Source organism: Legionella bononiensis (assembly GCF_016786215.1).
In the GTDB taxonomy this organism is placed as follows: Bacteria; Pseudomonadota; Gammaproteobacteria; order Legionellales; family Legionellaceae; genus Legionella; species Legionella bononiensis.
On record NZ_JADOBG010000001.1, the window covers coordinates 173,278 to 190,574 of the forward strand.

Consider the following 17,297-nt stretch of genomic DNA (forward strand, 5'->3'; position numbering starts at 1 on the left):
AAAGCATTTTATGTCATCAACCTCAGCATTTGTATTTGTAAAGTTGTTAAAAGGGAACGGATGTGATTAACAAAATGTTAGGAAGATTTATCAGGGGAGTTTCGGAGAATATTGGTTTAATTTATTTTTTTATTTTACCAGTATATTTTCCTATCCGAGCACTTGGTGTAGAGCTTAATGCCTATGCTCAAGTGTTGCATGAAAGTAGTAGGCTCATTTTATTTTTTTCACAAATTACAATTCTAATTGCATTTACCAGTATTTTTTTATCATTTTTCATGGACTTCTTAAATAAGAATTATTTTAAAAACAGAGAACATTTGTTTATTCACTGGTATCGTTTTATTGCATCAATCCTTAGTATTATTTTTGTTATTAGTAGTTACTTCGTCTTAAATCCGGCTGATAAGCTCCAGCTTTATTTTTGGAGTGGGGCTCATTATTTCATTATCTCATTTTTTCAGCTTTTAATCAGAGCTGAGTTAAATACATATACAAAAAATCAAAGAATCAGTGTGACCCAGGCTAATAATTACTTCGGTTTTAGTTTGAACCTAGTTGGAATCATTTCAATATTTATTTTTGGATGGTTTTATGAAAATAACGAGTTAACAGTTTATAGTAAATATTGTGTTTATTTAGAAGTCATATTTGTTATTTACTTACTGATTATTCGTGGATATTGGAGGGACTGTTTAAAGATAGTCTTAAAATTTGGGAGATTAGGGGCATTTTCTTATATTATATTGATCACTATAGCATTAATATTTTCTGGTTGTTTATCTTTATTTGTTATGTCTATTGGGGTTCTAGCTCCAATGCTGACAATTGTATTCATAGGCATAATATATAATAATTTTAAAAAATCATTACACACGAATGACCTTAAACTGATAATTAATATTTCATTGGGTTATGGGCTTATTTTAGCAGTGTTTACCGGTTCGGTATTAACTTATTTCTTACACAATCTGCATAGCAGTATTGATTTATTTAATTTTGCATATTCCTCTGAACCTTTTGTTTCTTTAATTTTAGGCGCCATAATGGCCTGGTCACTAGTAAAGAGCCGTACTGAATATTCCCGGATTAAATTATATCAACAAATTTCTTATATAAATTACTTAGTACCATTGGTTTTTTTGATTTTTTATTATTCTTTAATTAGTGAGCAGCATGTGAGTATTTTACTAATAACTATGTTTGGAGTTTTTGCATATATAGAATACATGAGTATGTTTTTTATGCGTCAGGTAGCACAACTTTCGGGTTACAATAATTTTCAAGGCACGCGCTTAGCTAGCTTTAATGTAATTGTGCTTAATGGTTTGTGTCCTTCATTAATCTATCTTTCGGTATACATTTGCTCTCAGTTAACTAACTTATCTTTAGATGCAATGCTTATCAACACGATGATGGGTTTGATAGTAATCTCATTAGCATATAATTCTATATTTAAATACAGGGTTACTTAAATGCAAAAATTATTCCCTTTATTAATTGGTATGCCCTTTACATATAAGTTGGTTGATTTTGAATTGTTAAAAACCAACGATATTGAACCAACATTGGCTTATTTTGAGGGCACAGAGACAGTCGGAAAAGAGAACAGTGTTTATTATAATTCTTTGTGTATAGATGAAATAGCGAAAATCATAGAAAATAATAGGGTTGATGCTATTGTTTGTTTTAATGATAATTTTCTAATTGAAGCAGCTAAGCTCAGAACAAAATATAATATTCCTGGGATTAATTATCCAACAATAGAGAAATATAAAGTCAAATCAGAGATGTACAGACTATTAAGTCCTTATATGATGGTTCCAAAAACATTGGATTATCATGAAGATCTTGCGTATGAAGATATTATTGATTCAATAGGTTACAGTGAGTATTTCATCAAACCAGACAATCTTGCTGGTGCAGAGGGCGGTTATCATATTAAAAGTAAAAATGACTTTATAGTTTGGAAGAGTACTTGCTTTGACTCTAAAATAAAGTTTATTTTGCAAAAATTCTATCCTGAACCCTTGTTTCATTGTGAATTGATAGTAAAAAATGGCGTAGTTAAGTATATTCAGGCACGGAGATATTCTTATCCTAATCATATGTTTCTAAACGGGAAAATAATTGCCAGTTTCCCTATAGTTGATTTGTCTCTTGAAAAAAAAATAGAGCAAGAATCCATTAAAGTTCAGCAATTACTAGAGTACAAAAATGGTGTTATGCATACAGAATTTTTTCTAGATGATTACCAAGAGCCCATTTTCCTAGAAACTAATATTCGCCAAGCAGGTGGTGCTATAAATCTGATTCATAGAAGAAGGGCAGGGATTTCTCTGGAGACCGCTATGGTACTCCTTGAGCTAGATAAAGATATGACGATTAAGCTTAATAATAATGAGGTATATGATTTTTGTGGATACATACCTCTTAAAAAAGGCAAAGTATCACAAATATCCCTACCAAAACTTAAAGGACAATACAATTTTGATTTTCGAGTTCATATTGGTGGTTATTATGACACTCCAAAATCAGCAAGTAATACTGCAGCTTCATTCGTTGGATATAGTTCCGTTTACAGTGATTTAATAGATGATTTTTTCTCTTTAGAAAACAATGATATAATAAAATATGATTAATTCGTTCTATATGGTGCAAAATGGATGATAAACAAGAATTTAATGTATCCTTATCTGAACAGGATATTAATCTTTTTGAAACAGATATTCAGGAAGTTTATGATATATTTGAAAATCCTATTTCCTTGAATTCCATCGGCCTAATTTAAAATGGAAGTTTCTGTTAGCTTTCCTGGAGCGTTAAATCATCTGAGCAATAGTTTTATCGTAAATGATAAAATATATTGGAAAGAACTTCTAAGTGATGTTTTAAAAACTAAATATAAGTATTTATTCGAAGATGATTTGCCAAAAGATTATATATTACTTTATTTAAATGGCATAAAAATAGACACACTGAATTACATTAAATTAACAGATAAGGACTCCTTGAATATTTTATCTGCAATTTCTGGTGGATGATTTTATCATGAGTTTGAGGTTTAGATCTGCTGGTGATACTTTATCCCTGCTTTCAAAATATATAAAGCAAGCTGGAATTTCAAGGCTTGCTGATTTAAGTTATTTAGATGATACATCCGATCTAAAAATATTTTCTGCTATTCGTCCGAATGCAAAATCAATAACCGTCAGCATGGGCAAATCAATACATAAAGATGAGGCCCAGTGTGCAGCATTGATGGAATCTATAGAGACTTATTTTGCAGAAGAAGTTAAACCAGAAATAATTAATGTTTCACAGGAAGATTTGGCTAATAATCATGATTTATTTGTTAATTTAAATAAACAAGACTATGGCGCCACAGTATTAAGTAAGCAAAGTCTTGATTGGTGCCTTGGAAGAACCCTAATATCAAATAAAGAAATATACATACCACATATAGCGTTATCTCTTGATAGTAATTTACTTCTTTCTAAAATATTTGGACAAAATTCCGATGGTATTGCGTCGGGGTCAAATTATAAAGAAGCATTAATTTATAGTTTTTTAGAATTAATAGAAAGAAATTCAACCAAGTTATCCAAAAAAAAACAGCTAGAGCACGTTGAATGCGACATATTCAGATTTACAGATATGAATAAAATAAGTGCCTCGTTTTATTTTTATGAGAATATTTTTAATTTGCCTGTGATTGAAAGTAATATTTTAAATAGTAATCCTCTAAATAATCAGTCTGTAGTAGCTGGTTATAGCTGTCATTTTTCAAAGCATGAGGCGGTTATGAAAGCCTATATTGAGGCAATTCAATCAAAAGTTGGTATTATATCTGGCGCAAGAGATGATTTGGATCAATCTTGTTATAATTTTTTAAAATTAAAGACATTGACTCAAATTCCAGAAAAAATCTATTTCGAAAATCTTAATTCCTCGAACCTTTCTCTGGTACAACAATTCGATCAAATTGTTAAACTTCTAAATCACAACAATAACGACTTAGCTGTATACTCTTACTGTAACGAAGATATATGTATTTTAAAAACTTTCCTAATAAATAATGAATAATAAAAAAAGAGCTATATTTGTTGACTCAACAATTTCTCATGATGAATTATCAGAATATATTCAGGATAGCGATTTATTGTTACCAGCGATTAGAAGAGGGGATATAATCGGAGTTTTACTCAAACACCCAAGCATAGAAATAATAGTTATTGTAGATGGTGTGTTTGAACAACAAGCTAGTGTTACTCATAAAGAGATTTTGTGGGCATTAGAGCAAGGAATAAAAGTAATCGGATTATCTTCTCTGGGGGCTCTTCGGGCATATGAGCTTCGTAATTATGGGATGTTAGGATCTGGGAAGGTTTTTGAAGATTATCTATCAGGTGTATTAGATGGGGATGATGAAGTTGCAATTTCATATTTTCCCTCTACCCATGGTTTTGATAAAACCATTGCTATGGTGAACATTAGAGCCACATTAGAAAAGTTACACTTATGTGACAATAATTTAATCTGTAAATTAAGGAAAATTCACTTTAAAAAACGAAATTGGTTGACACTAAAAGCTGCTGTTCCAGAAGCAATTTTTGTTCAATTAAAAGCGCACTACATAGATCAAAAAAAGAAAGATGTGCTTTTATATTTTCAAAAAAATCATCAATCAATCAAAAGTGAAATCCCTATCGTGCATAGTTCAAAAAATATCTATATTATCAGGGATCTAGCAAATAAAATGTATCCTACTCTTATAGATTATTTAGAAAAAAATCTACAGAGCATGGCATCAATCCCGATACAATCAGCGACCCCATTCTTAGAAAAGATAGCACACGATATTGTTATTTATTTAGAGTATAAGAAAAATCATACTCATAAAATTACCTATATATTAAATGAATTAGATTCTTTTAGTTACAAACAAACAAGACTTAAAATTGTTTCGGATAAAATTAGACGTGAACAAAAACTATTTTTATCATCCGACTTTATTAAATTTTTAGATAAAAAAAAGATATCCAAGTGTAATTTGACGGCAATTTTTGACGGCATTTTAAAATTAGAATCATATTTCCTTTCCAATGGTCATTTATTTAATACTTTATAATTTTTTTTATATGATATGGAAAAACACCCTGATAAAAATAATGAATTCAATGGAAATTCCAGGTTTTTATATTTTGATATTTCGTCCATGAGATAATTGTCTTTATTAAAGAATAGTTCTTCTTGATTGTTTTCAGATGAAGAGTTGATATTCCAACGATGAATTAAATTAATATTTAAATTATCAGCGCATTTATGGAGTATTGTATTTACTGCAACTTTGGAAGAGTAGATCTTTTCACAAGTATTTTCAAAAGCTGATTTAATTTCAGAAGACAATTTATTTAAGTTAGAGATTTGATTTGGTTTGAATAAAAAATCTTCTTTATTAAGAGAATAATACACTGTTTCATTTGACTCAAAAGGTGACAATTTATGTGGCGTCATAAAAATGGGAATCGTTTCAGATTTAAAAATGTCAATATATGCTTCTCTAAAGAGGCTTATTGGTGCGTTTGATTCATTAGATGTTGGTAAATAAGCGGGTTGATCTCCACAGGCTACGAAAAATAAATATCGAATTACTTCCTTAATAAATCCATTATTAGTTATTTTATTATCCAAATTAATGGTATTTAGAAGATAGTCATACAATAAAATATTTCTCTTAAAAATATGATCATTATTGGCAACAGAATTTAAATAATCTACAAACATAGGTGATTTATACGCTTTTTCTTCCCATGTTTTAGGAAATGAAAGTAATTTAGCTTTCCATGAAGGATTAATATGATCACTGATTTGTTTTAAAACAAAAAATTGTTCATCGAAATTATTGGGAACGGAGCATGTTAGATTATATTTTTTTTGTAACCATGAATGTCTCTTTTTATCGCTGAATTTATTCATTAATAAAAAGGAATTCCTTAGACCTGCTGTCATTTTAAGTATGTCAGATGGCTCATATAGGTAATTATTTTTTAAAAATTTAGTATATGGGAAAATTTGCCCTGGTTTATATATTTTCCATGGTGATGTTCGTTCATTAAACTCCATATACATTTCAAAATTGTTTTCATAGACCATGCAGAATGGCATTGTTGGAGATTTTTTTAAATCGGGGAAATAAAAATACGATTCATCACCTATCTGGCTGCCATAATTATAGCTTAGGATAGTTAATTCCGATGGAACTAAGTTAATATCATTTTCAATAATTTGATGTAAAGATGGGTTTAGTCTAGCCACATCCTGTTTCACATCTTCCCAGGAAACTGTAATTGATCCGCGTGCTGTCATAGTAATCTTTAGTGTAAATTTAGGTTAATCTCATTAAAATACACTTTTGTCGAAAAAAAATCGAGTAAAATGTTGAATCATGAATTGCTATGCGTTAATATCTTCATAGGTTCTAAAAAAAACACCGAGAGAACGGTCGCCAAACAGTCACTCTCGGTGTATTCGGGCATAAGACAGAATGCCATGGTGAAAATCATAACATATAGATTGAGCCATTGCATTCATTAGACAAGGAAATTATGGATGATAGCTCAATACAATATTCTTTACACAATCTTCGTTAAAAATAATCCAATAGAACAATTTGTTTAATTTGATGGCAACAGCCAATTAACAATTAATAATGGATCTTTAAGATGTGTAATGAAATTTCAATTATAAATAAACTTCAAGCAGTCGTATGCTTCAATAAAGCTAGAATAGATGTAGAGCGCCCATTTATTGGATTCCCTTATGGTCCCGCATTATTAATTAAGTCTCTTATTAATTTGGCAGATCCAGCAACGGGCATCGTTTATGATGTTTCCTATCATGATATTGCTAAGCTAATTGAAATTAACTCCGCACCAGGAAGAAAAGAAAGTGGTACGCCATCCAAACAAACTATTCGTAATTACATCAAATCAATTGAGAGGGAATGCGGGGAATATTTTAAAGTGGTTTCCGAAGGTCAATCCCTCAAATTCCTTTTTCCTCAACTACCTAAAATTTTTAGTAAAATCTTTGAAAACACGGAAGTTAACACACTAACAAACCCAGTCAACAATCAAGAAAACATTGACGAACAGGTTGTTTTTGATGAGGAAGTTAACATAGAACTTAACACAGAAGTTAACATACCTAACCCCTGTGTAAAGAAGTTATTTATTAATATAAATAACAATACAAACAACAACAACTTAGGCGAGGAAATTGGGAATAAAAATTTAAAACAACTCATATCGCCAAATTTCTACCCCAGCCAAAAAACAATTGCACGAGCAATTGCATCAGGCTACAGCTTTGCTACTGACAGCAACATCATCCAAGAATTCATTGACAAAAACACTGCATGGGGAAGTACTTTTGCTGACTTCAACCCCATTTATTTAAGTTTTCTTGCTAAACATGCCGAACGCAAACAACAAGAGCCCATGATATCAAACACTCAGACAAGGAGTACAAACAATGAGCGTGCATCCCCTAAAGTCAATTCTTATGACGCAGCCTTGGAGACAGTCGCAAGATTCAACCAGAACGCCTGCAAACCTTCAACAGAAGAGTTATTCCCAACCTCAAAAGTCATCAGCGCCGAACTTGAGTACAGACCATGTGTCCTGGCTTTGGATGGAACTCACCAAAATCTACGGCAATTTATTTCTAACTAAATTTGGTACGCATGATAACGGCACTTGGTTTGACACATTAAAAGGCTTAACGCCTAAAGCTCTGGAGAGCGGAATGGAACGATTAAGAAACTTATCGGGCAATGGAAAGTTTGCTGAGTACCCACCTAATTGCTTGCAATTCAAAGCACTATGTATGGCTTTTTATGATGATTTAAAACTGCCGAAAGCATCCGATGCCTATTGGGAGTTCAAAAATAGCGTTCGCAAGGCGATTCCACGCTGGAGCCATCCAGTGATTGAATTCGTAGCAAAAAAAATGCCGTTTGATTTCTTCTCAATCGATCACGATGGCATAGCTTATAGCGTATTTAAAGAAAAGTATGAGCAAGTATGTCATTTGATTCAACAAGGCCATGACCTCCCTAAAATAGATGCGCCACATCGAATCAAACCAGCCCGAAATCTTGAGGTAGGCAAGGGATACTTAAACCAAATCAAACAACACATAGGAGTGTAATCGATGAGAACTTTAACTGAAGACTTACTGACCATGCTGCAACAATGCGCTAACAAGCTCTTATTAGCGTATGACGAAACCTTAAGACCTGACGTTTGGGAGGCTTTTGAAAAGACAGCCGATGCCTGCGAAACCCTGGCGTTTCAACAGAATTCAAATCCATCAATGACTATTCATTAATAAAAAAAAGGAAAAAACAAATGCTCATTTTAACCAGGAGAATAGGAGAAGCTCTGATGATTGGTGACGAGGTCAATATCACCGTCTTAGGCGTTAAAGGCAATCAAGTGCGCTTTGGCATTAATGCACCATTATCCATTTCCGTACATCGTGAAGAGATTTATCTGAAATTAAAAAAAGAGAAAGAGCAGGGTGGTTTTTATATAAAACCTATACATGTTAACGATAATGCCAATAAGAGCCATTAATTAATAAAAATACAGTGAACTAATAACAACAATACTTAAAGGAATAATGATGAGCGTAACAAGAGTAGGGCTTAAGACAGCAATCCAATATACTGTAATAGCTTGTGCTGTATCAACATTAATAGGCTGTGCCGCAACCCAAACAGCACTAGAGCACCATACTTTAGAGGCGAATACTAAATTAAGTAAAACCATCTTTCTCGATCCCGTTGCACCGTCTCAAAAAACGGTGTTTGTCTCCGTAAAAAACACCTCAGAAGAGAGCTTGGCGATTGAGAAACCGCTGGCCCAAGCATTAACTGAGCGTGGCTATCGGGTTGTTACCAATCCTTCACAAGCCCATTACATGATTCAGGCCAACATCTTGAAGGTTGGGAAAATGAGTCGCTCTGCCTCTCAAAATGCTCTGGGCGGTGGTTATGGCTCGGCCTTAGCGGGAGCAGCTACTGGTGCTGCCATTGGTTCTTTTGGAAATTCTAACACCATGCTGGGCGGTGGAATTGCAGGAGGGCTTGTAGGATTGGCTGCTGATTCCTTAGTAAAAGACGTCAATTACACCGTAGTAACGGACGTTCAAATTTCTGAACGCGTAGGAAAAGGGGTAACGGTGCAGGAGCATTTTAATTCTGCTCTTGAAAACGGGACCGCATCAGGCACGTATCAAACATCCAGCAAACAAACCAATTACCAGCGTTATCGGACTCGTGTGGTGTCTAATGCCGATAAAGTGAATTTGTCCTTTAAAGACGCCCGTCCTGTTTTAGAGCAAGGATTAGTGAGGACCTTATCAGGCATTTTCTAATCTAAATCCAATGGACTGCCAATGCGCTTAAGTATTGGCAGATAAAAAATCAATTAAATAAAAAATTGCGCTTTTTGAAGCGTGATGGGGGATTTTTGACCGTGAAAACAGTAAATCAGTTAAAAACCACAACCAGCATCGTGATTTTTTGCCTGTCCGCCAGCGTTGTGAATGCAGCTCAAGTGACCCAGGTAAATCGTTACGCAACCGTTGAGAATAAGCCGTTAACCTCACAAATTAACCCTTTGCTCACCGTGCAACAAATCCATTTTCCTCAAAGCATTCATACCGTAGGTGAAGCATTAACTCATTGGATGCAGTATTCAGGATACGCTCTGGTTGATGAGAAGGTACAAAGCCAGGCGCTTAAAAACATCATGAATCAACCCCTACCGCAAGTGGTGAGAAATCTCGGGCCATTAACGGTACAGGATGGATTAGAGGTTCTGGTGGGACAGCAAGTTTTTTCTCTGATCCAAGACCCACTTCATCGCCAGGTTAATTTTAAATTAAAACCGCAATACGCCAAAGCACAAACCAATCTCCAAGGAAAAAAAGCATGAACAACAACGCCATCAAACAATTAAAAAATCTTTTGATTCTACCCACTCGCAAAGGCGTGTTTTTTGGGGGCTTAGTGCTGGCAATAGGTACGTCCACCTTGCTGGGTTTGGCAACCATTCGAAATGAGCCCTCTTCAACACAGGACGCAGCGACTGACACTCTGGTCGTTTCACGCTTAAACGAGCTGCAGTCTCAATTAAAAACGTTGGGCGAAACGGCTAATAAACCCCTACCAGAGGTTAATTTTGATGCCATCACCCAACAAATTGCGCAGTTATCCAGTCGGCTCGACCAGCTTCGAGAAGCCGACAGCAAACAATTAACTGAGTCTCTAAACCACACCCAAAATACCTTAGGCCAAGAGCTTCATTCCATCAAAGAAGTGGTAACTCACCTGGATGATAAAAAATCCCCGGTCAAATACGTATCCCTAAAGAGTCTGCCATTTTCTGTCGTGAGTATTGACAGCATTCAACAAGTCCCCGTTGCCAGTGTTGCTTATGACTACAAAACCATTCCCCTGGAGAAGGGCGATGCGCTCGCGGGATGGAAGGTGGTGAGCGTTGATTACGGCAAACAACGCCTTGAATTAGAAAATACACGCGCTGAGCGAGTACTTATAACTCATGAGCACATAGGTTAAGGAAGGGGTGAGTCATGTCTAAAAAATCACTGTTATTAAGCCTCATGTTCTTAAATGTCCAGGCACATGCTGATTTAACCATTCCTGGGATTGCCATGCACCACAACAATTCCAATGCTTTGGCATCAACCGATAAAACGCTTGCCAAAACAGGTCTTTCAGTGAATGAAGACGACATCACCGCAGAGCAAGACATGAACACCTTAAAACTTACCCCTTTGCAACTCCATGAAGCACGAGTTTGGGGATTAACTGAAGAGGAAGAAAAACGCTACGTATTTTTAATGCAAAATCGCAGTGCGGTATATTATAAAGGATTAAGGCAAACCCCTGTGGATGTCTTGGGTATTAATGCAAAAAGTGAGGCGGAGCGCACCCATTTTGCCTTACTTTCTGCTCGCCATGAAGCCCAAAAGGTATCCAAAAACATCGCGTGGAATAACGCGTTTTACAAAGCCTACAATCAATTATTTGCCAATGTACCTGTTGTGGGTGAGTTTGATGCATCCCCTTATTCGCCAGTTGCCTATAAACCGATACGTCTTAATGAAGGCGATACTTTATTTCTATTCATCAAAACAGATGACGCAATCAAAACAGTCCTTTTAACCTTAATGGAAGCAATTAATGCAAGTCCTAATACACGATTGCATTTGATGCTCATGGGGATGGATGACCGTGCGGTTCAGGTGTGGGCAAACCTTAATCAAATTCCACGAGAATTAGTAAGCAATGGAACTATTACCCTAAATCACGGTGAATTAAGTTTTGACGCACTGAATGCCTCTAAAAAAACCACGCCTTTATTGCTGTTGGCCAGAGGCGGCGCCTCAAGCGTTGTTGATTTGGGAGTGTTTTAACATGCGAACCCTGTTTTTTTTCATCTCCTGGAGTCTCATTGCAGCCTGTTATGCGCTGAAAGTGATAGCCATTGAATCACCCGTTATTGATGCAGCTCCCTATTTAGAGGCAGGTCAGGTTCCCTCAAAACAAGAAGGGACACACACTGAATCAGAAGAATTTCCCTTACCAGTAACCAGCCGTATAAATCCTGGAGTCGTGAACACACATACCATTAGAAACAGCAACTTGTCACACGCTCTTTTTGTAGTGGGCGATGATGCACGTTCCCGTGCCTGGTTAAAAGCACATGCCTTGCAATTGCAAAAGAGCAAGGCATTGGGACTTGTTACTAATGTGGCCACATCGCGCGCGCTGCATGAGTTAACACAATTGGCGGGCCTACCCTTACAAGCAGTTGATGTCGATGAATTAGCCTCTTTATTAGATGTGCATCATTACCCATTTGCCTATGATTCGGGGGTTATATGGCAGTAGCAAGCAAACAAAGACCTGTTAAAAAATCATCCTGGCTTAAACGAGCAGTGGTGAGCTGGGTGTGTGTCGCATTTATTGGATGGTTGGTTTTAATGGGCTGGGCATTATGGTCTTGGGTTCATGTAGGCTTTGAATCAACTGCTAACGCCATTAAAGCGCTGTCCCTAAAGCAAGCAGTGGTTGTTAGTGAATTTAGCGACGCCTCATTCACTACCTGGTTAAGCCAAAGGGTTACCCCAGACCTTCGCACTCATTCGGCGAGCACTTTGATCAAAGCACACGAAGTAGGGGGTAGGCTTGCTCAAATGGCACAAGAACAAATGGATGCGGTGATTCAACCAGACCCAATTTCAATAGCGCCAGAGTTAAAACAAACCTTCAATGAATTTTGGCTAAAGGCACAACAATTTTGGATTTTATTGGGCGCCACAGGAGATCTGTTATTAATCAAAGGAGCTATTTTGATTGCGGCCATTCCGCTGTTTTTATTAGCCATTAGTGCAGGACTTGTGGACGGATTAAATCAACGAGCCATTCGTACTGCCTCTTTAGGGCGTGAATCAACCTATGTCTTTCATAAATCCATTCCTTTGGCGCGACGCGCCTTGTTTTGGGTCTTGGGTCTATGGCTTGCCATCCCGCATGCCTTATCGCCAACGCCTGTTTTTGTGAGTTTAAGCGTGTTGCTCGCTTGTTTGGTCAGCGTGACCTCCAGTCGATTTAAAAAATATTTATAAGGAGATGTGATGAAAAAAACACTGTTTGGATTGGGATTAATGCTCTTTAGTGCTGTGAGTTTCAGCAATCAGGCGGAGCTTAATAAAACCTTAGTGCGGGTGATTAATCAAATTAACGCCACGCTGCCCTTATTGGCCGAGGCAGAAGAGGAAATTGAGCCTAATTCCCGCATTCAATTACATATTAATGCCTTTGAAGGCAGTGATAAAAAGACCCATCCAGGGGTTCGCGAGGATTTAGTGGCCATTCGCAATGCCTTGATTGACTACATCAACAAGCCCGCCATTGAGCCTAAAACCGTTAAGCCACTCGCATTTGATTTTGTGGGGAACTAGCGATGAGAGAACAACTTGCGGGTGACTTTGCCAAAGCATTTAACGAAGCAGGAGGGCAACAGGCCTTAACCTATAGCGGGCTGATTCGCTTCGTGGCGTTAATGTGCGTGATTTTAGCCATTCTTTGGTCGATTGTGCACTTTATGAGTGAGGAGGCAAAAGCTTCAGAAGTATTTATGGTGGCTCTAGGCTCAAGAACCGTGCGTTTGCTCATAGGCCTCACCTTATTTATCGGTTTATTAACAACAAAAGGAAGTTAGACATGATGCACCTACCAAGAACAATAAATCGCTGGGCACTTAGTGCCCACCTTGCCCTGATCAATTTAAGCTACGCGCCGGCCCTATGGGCTGATAGTGGTTGGTTTCCTAAGGTCGCGGCATCTGATGACATGACTCAAGGCAATAAGAGCGCCATGACCGTCTTATCCAATGTGGTGAGGCAGGGATTGATGATTTTGTTATTCATCGTCTCGGTGGTGATGTTCACCAAATTTATATCCACGATATCGCATGGCATTGAGGAAGCTAAAAAACATGAAGGCGGCTCGCTTGCAGTATTTGCTAATTTTGCAGTGATGGGGATTGTCTATCTGACCATCAGTATTGCAACGGGCTATTTAGGGTACACCGTCATCGATAAATTTAAACTCTAAGGATACAACATGACTACCCCATCAAGCCGTCATTTATCCCATGATTTTCCCGCATTTAAGGGGCTGACTTTACGTGAACTTATGGTTCTTGTGGCCATCACCACAGGGGTGATGGCGTTGGTGTTCACTATCATCGGCGTGTTGTTTGGCTTTCCTGGCGCTTTTGGCTGTCTCGGCTTGGTGCTTGGCTTCATTGTCGGGGTGAGCCTCGCACCAAAACCGATTTCTCGCTTAAAAGCGGGCAAACCACACGGATATTTAATGAAAAAAATAAGAATAAAACTGGCCAGATGGGGTCTGGTGCGACCACCTTATCTAGCCCATCGCGGTCTTTGGCATACCTCAAAACGATTAGGAGCCCGTCGTGTTTAATTACTGGAACAAAATTGATGCACTCAATCAAGTGAATCGCGTGCTGTTCACTTTTATTATTATTTTAGTGCTTTTGGTTGCAGGACTCATTGGCGCCTTGAGCACAGCCCCTAAGAAGCTGGAATTTTGGCTGGCACCTAACATGGTGGCTAATGGGGGATTAATGAAAGCCGGGGAGGTGCCTGATGAATACGTGCATGGGTTTGTCACCTCTTTAGTCCCGCCCCTAAATTCCTGGTCTCAAATGGGGAAAGAGGAATTTGTAACGAACCTGAAAGGCTTTCATTACTATTTCACTCCCCGCCATCAAGAACTTGTGACTCAGACTTTTAACGCATACCTTCAGGCACAACTCTTTAATCGAGCACAGGTGGCAAGCCTTTATCGTTTTTTAGAGCCAGGAGATGTGAAACGACTAAGCAACAACACCTGGGAGGTGCATGTGGTCTTGCGCATTACTCAGAGGCTAAACGACAAAAGCCCCATGGTGATTGCAGACAAAGTAGTGGATTACCACCTGAGAGTAGTCAAGGTGAGCCTATCCAAATTACTCAATCCCTTTCAATTGGCTCTTGATGGATACACCAAGCCCGAACGCTTAGTCAAAGACTTATTAAGCCAGGAACGTACAGGAGAAGAACATGAACTTTAAACAATGGATACTCTTAATGATGCTGTGTGTCAGCACGGTGCACGCCGAGACGCAACCCACGCAACATGTCCTGTGGGATAAGACGCCAATCCACATCACGCTGCCATTGAACCAGGAGCGCCTCATTAGATTTCCCTTGGCCATCAGCATTGTGGATTCTGAGCTCGACAAAGACATAGGCTTGATGAAAATCCAGGATGCTTTGTACTTGAATGCCAAAGAGCCCTTTACCAATAAACGATTGGTCGTGCAATTAATGCCTGAGGGCGAGCCCATTGTGTTAAGCCTTTCGGCAAGCAAGGAGGCCACGGATGCAGCACCCATTGAAGTCCTAATGGCATCAGATGGTGAGGATTCTACCGCCCCAGAGCAGGAAGAGGAGCCGTCAAAAATCAGCAAAACGCCTGAAGTAAATCCGGTGTCATTAACCCGGTTTGCCATTCAATCGCTGTATGCTCCGGAGCGTTTGTTAGTAACCCCTCCCGGGGTGGCGCGCACGGCGATGCGCACCCATAAAAACATCACCCTGGTTTATGGGGCCAGTATTTTAGCAAGACCCCTGATTTCCTGGCAGGGCGAAGACTTGTATGTGACAGCCATTGAATTAAAAAACGAGCTTAAAAAAAGAGTGGTACTCACACCGCATCATTTAATAGGCAACTGGCAAACAGCAACCTTTTTCCCAACCAATACTCTAGAGCCTCGTGGAACTGCCGACACCACCACCGTTTTTGTGGTGTCTGACCGACCCTTTGGCGAGGCTTTATCTCAGACTCAGGAGTTTGTCCGATGAAAAAGAACTTAGGCCTTAAAGTATTAACAGGGGTTGTGGTTGGTGTGGTGGCTTTAGTTTTAATCAACTCCGGGAACAGTGGTGAGTCCGTTTCAACGGAGAACAAAACCAATCCTAATAACATCAATGAAGCCATCGCCAGTCAGTTTAATGACAATATTCGTGACGTATCAGCACGCTTGGTACAGACCGAACAAAAGATGCGCTCCATCGAAGTACAAAATAAAACACTAAGTGAACGCAATGCAGCGCTCATGGCATCTAAAGAAGAGGGCGGGGTGGTGGTTCGCCAAGAGCTTCCCCCAGAAGTAGCTCAAACAATAGAAGATCTGAAAAAGGAGCTGGTCCAATTAAAAGAATCACGAGCCTCTGCGGACAATGCTGCGGGCTACCCCGTAGGGCAACTCGCTCAAAATGAAGCGCCTCATGCAATGGGTGGTGTCACTGACATTGATGCACAGCTCATGAAACGTCCTTTAAGTGAACAGGAGGTGAGCTACTGGAATAAGTTAAATGACAGAAGAAAGCGCATTCAAAAAACACTGACCCGCAAGGTTAAGAAGCAGATCCCCAATCAGGATCATAAAAAACAAAGTATTCCTTATTATACCATTCCTGCAGGAAGTGACTTAGGCAATACCACCTTGTTATCCGCATTAATCGGTGAAGTGCCCATTGACGGCAAACTGATGCAACCCTTGTTTCCCTTCAGCGCCATCATCAGCCGCGGAGATTTAATGGCCTCTAATGGCGTAGCCCTTCCTCCTGATATTTCTGGGATGAAAGTCAGTGGCTACGCAATCGGCGTGGGCTCCTTTTTAGATAATATTTCCTGCGCCAGGGCTTATGTCACCTCCGTGTTATTCACTTTTCAAGACGGTCATTTTGTGGTGGTCGGTAAAGAGCAGATGACCAATTCGGTGGATTTAGTCAATAACGACAGTTTGGGCTATTTAACTACGGCTTACGGTAATCCCTGCATTCACGGCAAATACTACACCAACGCCCCAAGAGTACTTACTGCCATGCTGGCTGCGGGTGGTATGGAAGGGGCTGGTAATGCCTTATCCCAATGGCAGATGACTTATTTTGCAGGACCCAACGGGGCAAGCGCTGCACCTACTGGCTCTTTTGCCCCCTATGCTGCAGGTGGCGCTCTGGCGCAAGGCTCTGTTAAAGCTGCCGATTGGCTTGAAAAGCGCATACAAGGCAGTTTTGACATGGTGTTTGTCCCTGCCAGTGTGCCGTATCGGATGGGGAATCAAACGCATTATCGCCCGAACCGGATGTCTCTTCATTTTACTCAAACCATTCAACTCGATAAAGAACCCAAAGGGAGGGTATTAGATTATGGTCACTTACAACACTATACGCATGATTTTAGTCTCAAGTAGTTTGCTGTTGCTGAGCTCTTGTGCCAAGTCTGTCGCCTCAGGAACCATTCCTGAGGAGGGGCTTACTGTGAGCCAGATTTACAACCAAAGTGTAGCGACTTCCGCGCCCTCCTGGACTGCACCGCGCTATAAACGCACGGTAAGCGGCCAAATGGCGGTGAACTACCAAGGTGAAACACGAACCGCAGCTAATGAAACTAAAGCTTTGTTTAAAGCTTTGGATAATCCGGCTATCCCTATTTACATCTACCCGCACGTGGCCCTCATTGGCGATGAGCAGTTAGTAAAACCAGGGTTCACCACCGAATTTTTTCTCTATAAGCAAAACCAGTTTGCGCTGGCCAGTGAACGCTACTAATTAAGGGGCAA

At 38.8% G+C, this 17,297-nt stretch carries 25 protein-coding genes; 24 read left to right on the forward strand and 1 reads right to left on the reverse strand.

Annotated features, from left to right (window positions below):
* The first annotated feature begins 62 nt into the window (after positions 1–62).
* The 6 genes from IZU94_RS00835 to IZU94_RS00855 are packed head-to-tail and all read left to right on the forward strand — an operon-like array spanning position 63 to position 5,131.
* A complete protein-coding gene (locus tag IZU94_RS00835; protein WP_182352992.1) occupies positions 63–1,475 on the forward strand; it encodes a hypothetical protein in 1,413 nt (470 codons plus the stop codon).
* Positions 1,476–2,642 (forward strand): ATP-grasp domain-containing protein, encoded by a 1,167-nt coding sequence (locus tag IZU94_RS00840; protein ID WP_182352991.1) that lies wholly within the window; start codon positions 1,476–1,478, stop codon positions 2,640–2,642.
* A gap of 20 nt (positions 2,643–2,662) precedes the next feature.
* Positions 2,663–2,791, forward strand: a complete 129-nt coding sequence (locus IZU94_RS18280; protein WP_255541645.1) for a hypothetical protein — start codon at positions 2,663–2,665, stop codon at positions 2,789–2,791.
* 1 nt (position 2,792) lies between these two features.
* On the forward strand, positions 2,793–3,044 hold the full coding sequence (locus IZU94_RS00845) for a MoaD/ThiS family protein (RefSeq protein ID WP_028383838.1): 252 nt from the start codon (positions 2,793–2,795) through the stop codon (positions 3,042–3,044).
* A gap of 7 nt (positions 3,045–3,051) precedes the next feature.
* Entirely contained in the window at positions 3,052–4,086 is a 1,035-nt protein-coding gene (locus tag IZU94_RS00850; protein ID WP_182352990.1) for a YcaO-like family protein, read from the forward strand.
* A complete protein-coding gene (locus IZU94_RS00855; RefSeq protein ID WP_182352989.1) occupies positions 4,079–5,131 on the forward strand; it encodes a TfuA-like protein in 1,053 nt (350 codons plus the stop codon). Before IZU94_RS00850 ends, IZU94_RS00855 begins: the two co-directional genes overlap by 8 nt.
* Here the strand turns inward: IZU94_RS00855 and IZU94_RS00860 are convergent.
* Positions 5,110–6,369 (reverse strand): hypothetical protein, encoded by a 1,260-nt coding sequence (locus IZU94_RS00860; protein ID WP_203107387.1) that lies wholly within the window; start codon positions 6,367–6,369, stop codon positions 5,110–5,112. The two genes, IZU94_RS00855 and IZU94_RS00860, sit on opposite strands and share 22 nt — an antisense overlap.
* A 356-nt stretch (positions 6,370–6,725) precedes the next feature.
* On the opposite strand from IZU94_RS00860, the gene IZU94_RS00865 reads away from it, so the two are divergent.
* The 18 genes from IZU94_RS00865 (at position 6,726) to IZU94_RS00950 (ending at position 17,286) form a co-directional block, all read left to right on the forward strand.
* Positions 6,726–7,736, forward strand: coding sequence for a hypothetical protein (locus IZU94_RS00865; protein ID WP_203107389.1), 1,011 nt, complete (start codon positions 6,726–6,728; stop codon positions 7,734–7,736).
* Complete coding sequence (locus IZU94_RS00870) at positions 7,696–8,214, forward strand: hypothetical protein (protein ID WP_203107391.1); 519 nt, start codon at positions 7,696–7,698, stop codon at positions 8,212–8,214. Before IZU94_RS00865 ends, IZU94_RS00870 begins: the two co-directional genes overlap by 41 nt.
* A gap of 3 nt (positions 8,215–8,217) precedes the next feature.
* Positions 8,218–8,394: a hypothetical protein gene (locus IZU94_RS00875; RefSeq protein ID WP_155824912.1), complete on the forward strand. Its 177-nt coding sequence runs from the start codon at positions 8,218–8,220 to the stop codon at positions 8,392–8,394.
* A gap of 20 nt (positions 8,395–8,414) precedes the next feature.
* Positions 8,415–8,642: a carbon storage regulator CsrA gene (gene csrA, locus IZU94_RS00880; protein WP_182352986.1), complete on the forward strand. Its 228-nt coding sequence runs from the start codon at positions 8,415–8,417 to the stop codon at positions 8,640–8,642.
* 46 nt (positions 8,643–8,688) lie between these two features.
* Positions 8,689–9,444, forward strand: coding sequence for a complement resistance protein TraT (locus IZU94_RS00885; protein ID WP_370529217.1), 756 nt, complete (start codon positions 8,689–8,691; stop codon positions 9,442–9,444).
* Between the two features lie 101 nt (positions 9,445–9,545).
* Positions 9,546–10,007, forward strand: coding sequence for a PFGI-1 class ICE element type IV pilus protein PilL2 (gene pilL2, locus IZU94_RS00890; protein ID WP_182352985.1), 462 nt, complete (start codon positions 9,546–9,548; stop codon positions 10,005–10,007).
* Positions 10,004–10,651: a hypothetical protein gene (locus tag IZU94_RS00895; protein WP_203107393.1), complete on the forward strand. Its 648-nt coding sequence runs from the start codon at positions 10,004–10,006 to the stop codon at positions 10,649–10,651. Before pilL2 ends, IZU94_RS00895 begins: the two co-directional genes overlap by 4 nt.
* A gap of 14 nt (positions 10,652–10,665) precedes the next feature.
* The gene (locus IZU94_RS00900; RefSeq protein WP_203107395.1) at positions 10,666–11,511 is read left to right on the forward strand and encodes a TIGR03759 family integrating conjugative element protein; all 846 of its coding nucleotides are present in this window, start codon (positions 10,666–10,668) and stop codon (positions 11,509–11,511) included.
* Between the two features lies 1 nt (position 11,512).
* Entirely contained in the window at positions 11,513–11,989 is a 477-nt protein-coding gene (locus IZU94_RS00905) for a PFL_4695 family integrating conjugative element protein (protein WP_203107397.1), read from the forward strand.
* Positions 11,980–12,726, forward strand: coding sequence for an IncC plasmid conjugative DNA transfer DtrJ family protein (locus IZU94_RS00910; RefSeq protein WP_203107399.1), 747 nt, complete (start codon positions 11,980–11,982; stop codon positions 12,724–12,726). The genes IZU94_RS00905 and IZU94_RS00910 overlap by 10 nt, the downstream gene beginning before the upstream one ends.
* Before the next feature lie 9 nt (positions 12,727–12,735).
* Positions 12,736–13,062, forward strand: a complete 327-nt coding sequence (locus IZU94_RS00915) for a hypothetical protein (protein ID WP_203107401.1) — start codon at positions 12,736–12,738, stop codon at positions 13,060–13,062.
* 2 nt (positions 13,063–13,064) lie between these two features.
* A complete protein-coding gene (locus tag IZU94_RS00920) occupies positions 13,065–13,322 on the forward strand; it encodes a hypothetical protein (RefSeq protein ID WP_182352980.1) in 258 nt (85 codons plus the stop codon).
* Positions 13,323–13,327: 5 nt separating this feature from the next.
* Complete coding sequence (locus IZU94_RS00925) at positions 13,328–13,717, forward strand: hypothetical protein (RefSeq protein WP_182352995.1); 390 nt, start codon at positions 13,328–13,330, stop codon at positions 13,715–13,717.
* A 9-nt stretch (positions 13,718–13,726) separates the two neighbouring features.
* Positions 13,727–14,089, forward strand: a complete 363-nt coding sequence (locus IZU94_RS00930; protein WP_182352979.1) for a TIGR03750 family conjugal transfer protein — start codon at positions 13,727–13,729, stop codon at positions 14,087–14,089.
* A complete protein-coding gene (locus IZU94_RS00935; RefSeq protein ID WP_182352978.1) occupies positions 14,082–14,741 on the forward strand; it encodes a DUF2895 family protein in 660 nt (219 codons plus the stop codon). Before IZU94_RS00930 ends, IZU94_RS00935 begins: the two co-directional genes overlap by 8 nt.
* Positions 14,731–15,534 carry a TIGR03749 family integrating conjugative element protein gene (locus IZU94_RS00940; protein WP_203107403.1) on the forward strand — a complete coding sequence of 268 codons (804 nt, stop codon included), beginning with the start codon at positions 14,731–14,733 and terminating at the stop codon, positions 15,532–15,534. Before IZU94_RS00935 ends, IZU94_RS00940 begins: the two co-directional genes overlap by 11 nt.
* Positions 15,531–16,928 carry a TIGR03752 family integrating conjugative element protein gene (locus IZU94_RS00945; RefSeq protein WP_203107405.1) on the forward strand — a complete coding sequence of 466 codons (1,398 nt, stop codon included), beginning with the start codon at positions 15,531–15,533 and terminating at the stop codon, positions 16,926–16,928. Before IZU94_RS00940 ends, IZU94_RS00945 begins: the two co-directional genes overlap by 4 nt.
* Positions 16,885–17,286: a TIGR03751 family conjugal transfer lipoprotein gene (locus IZU94_RS00950; RefSeq protein WP_182352975.1), complete on the forward strand. Its 402-nt coding sequence runs from the start codon at positions 16,885–16,887 to the stop codon at positions 17,284–17,286. Before IZU94_RS00945 ends, IZU94_RS00950 begins: the two co-directional genes overlap by 44 nt.
* The last annotated feature ends 11 nt before the right edge of the window (positions 17,287–17,297 follow it).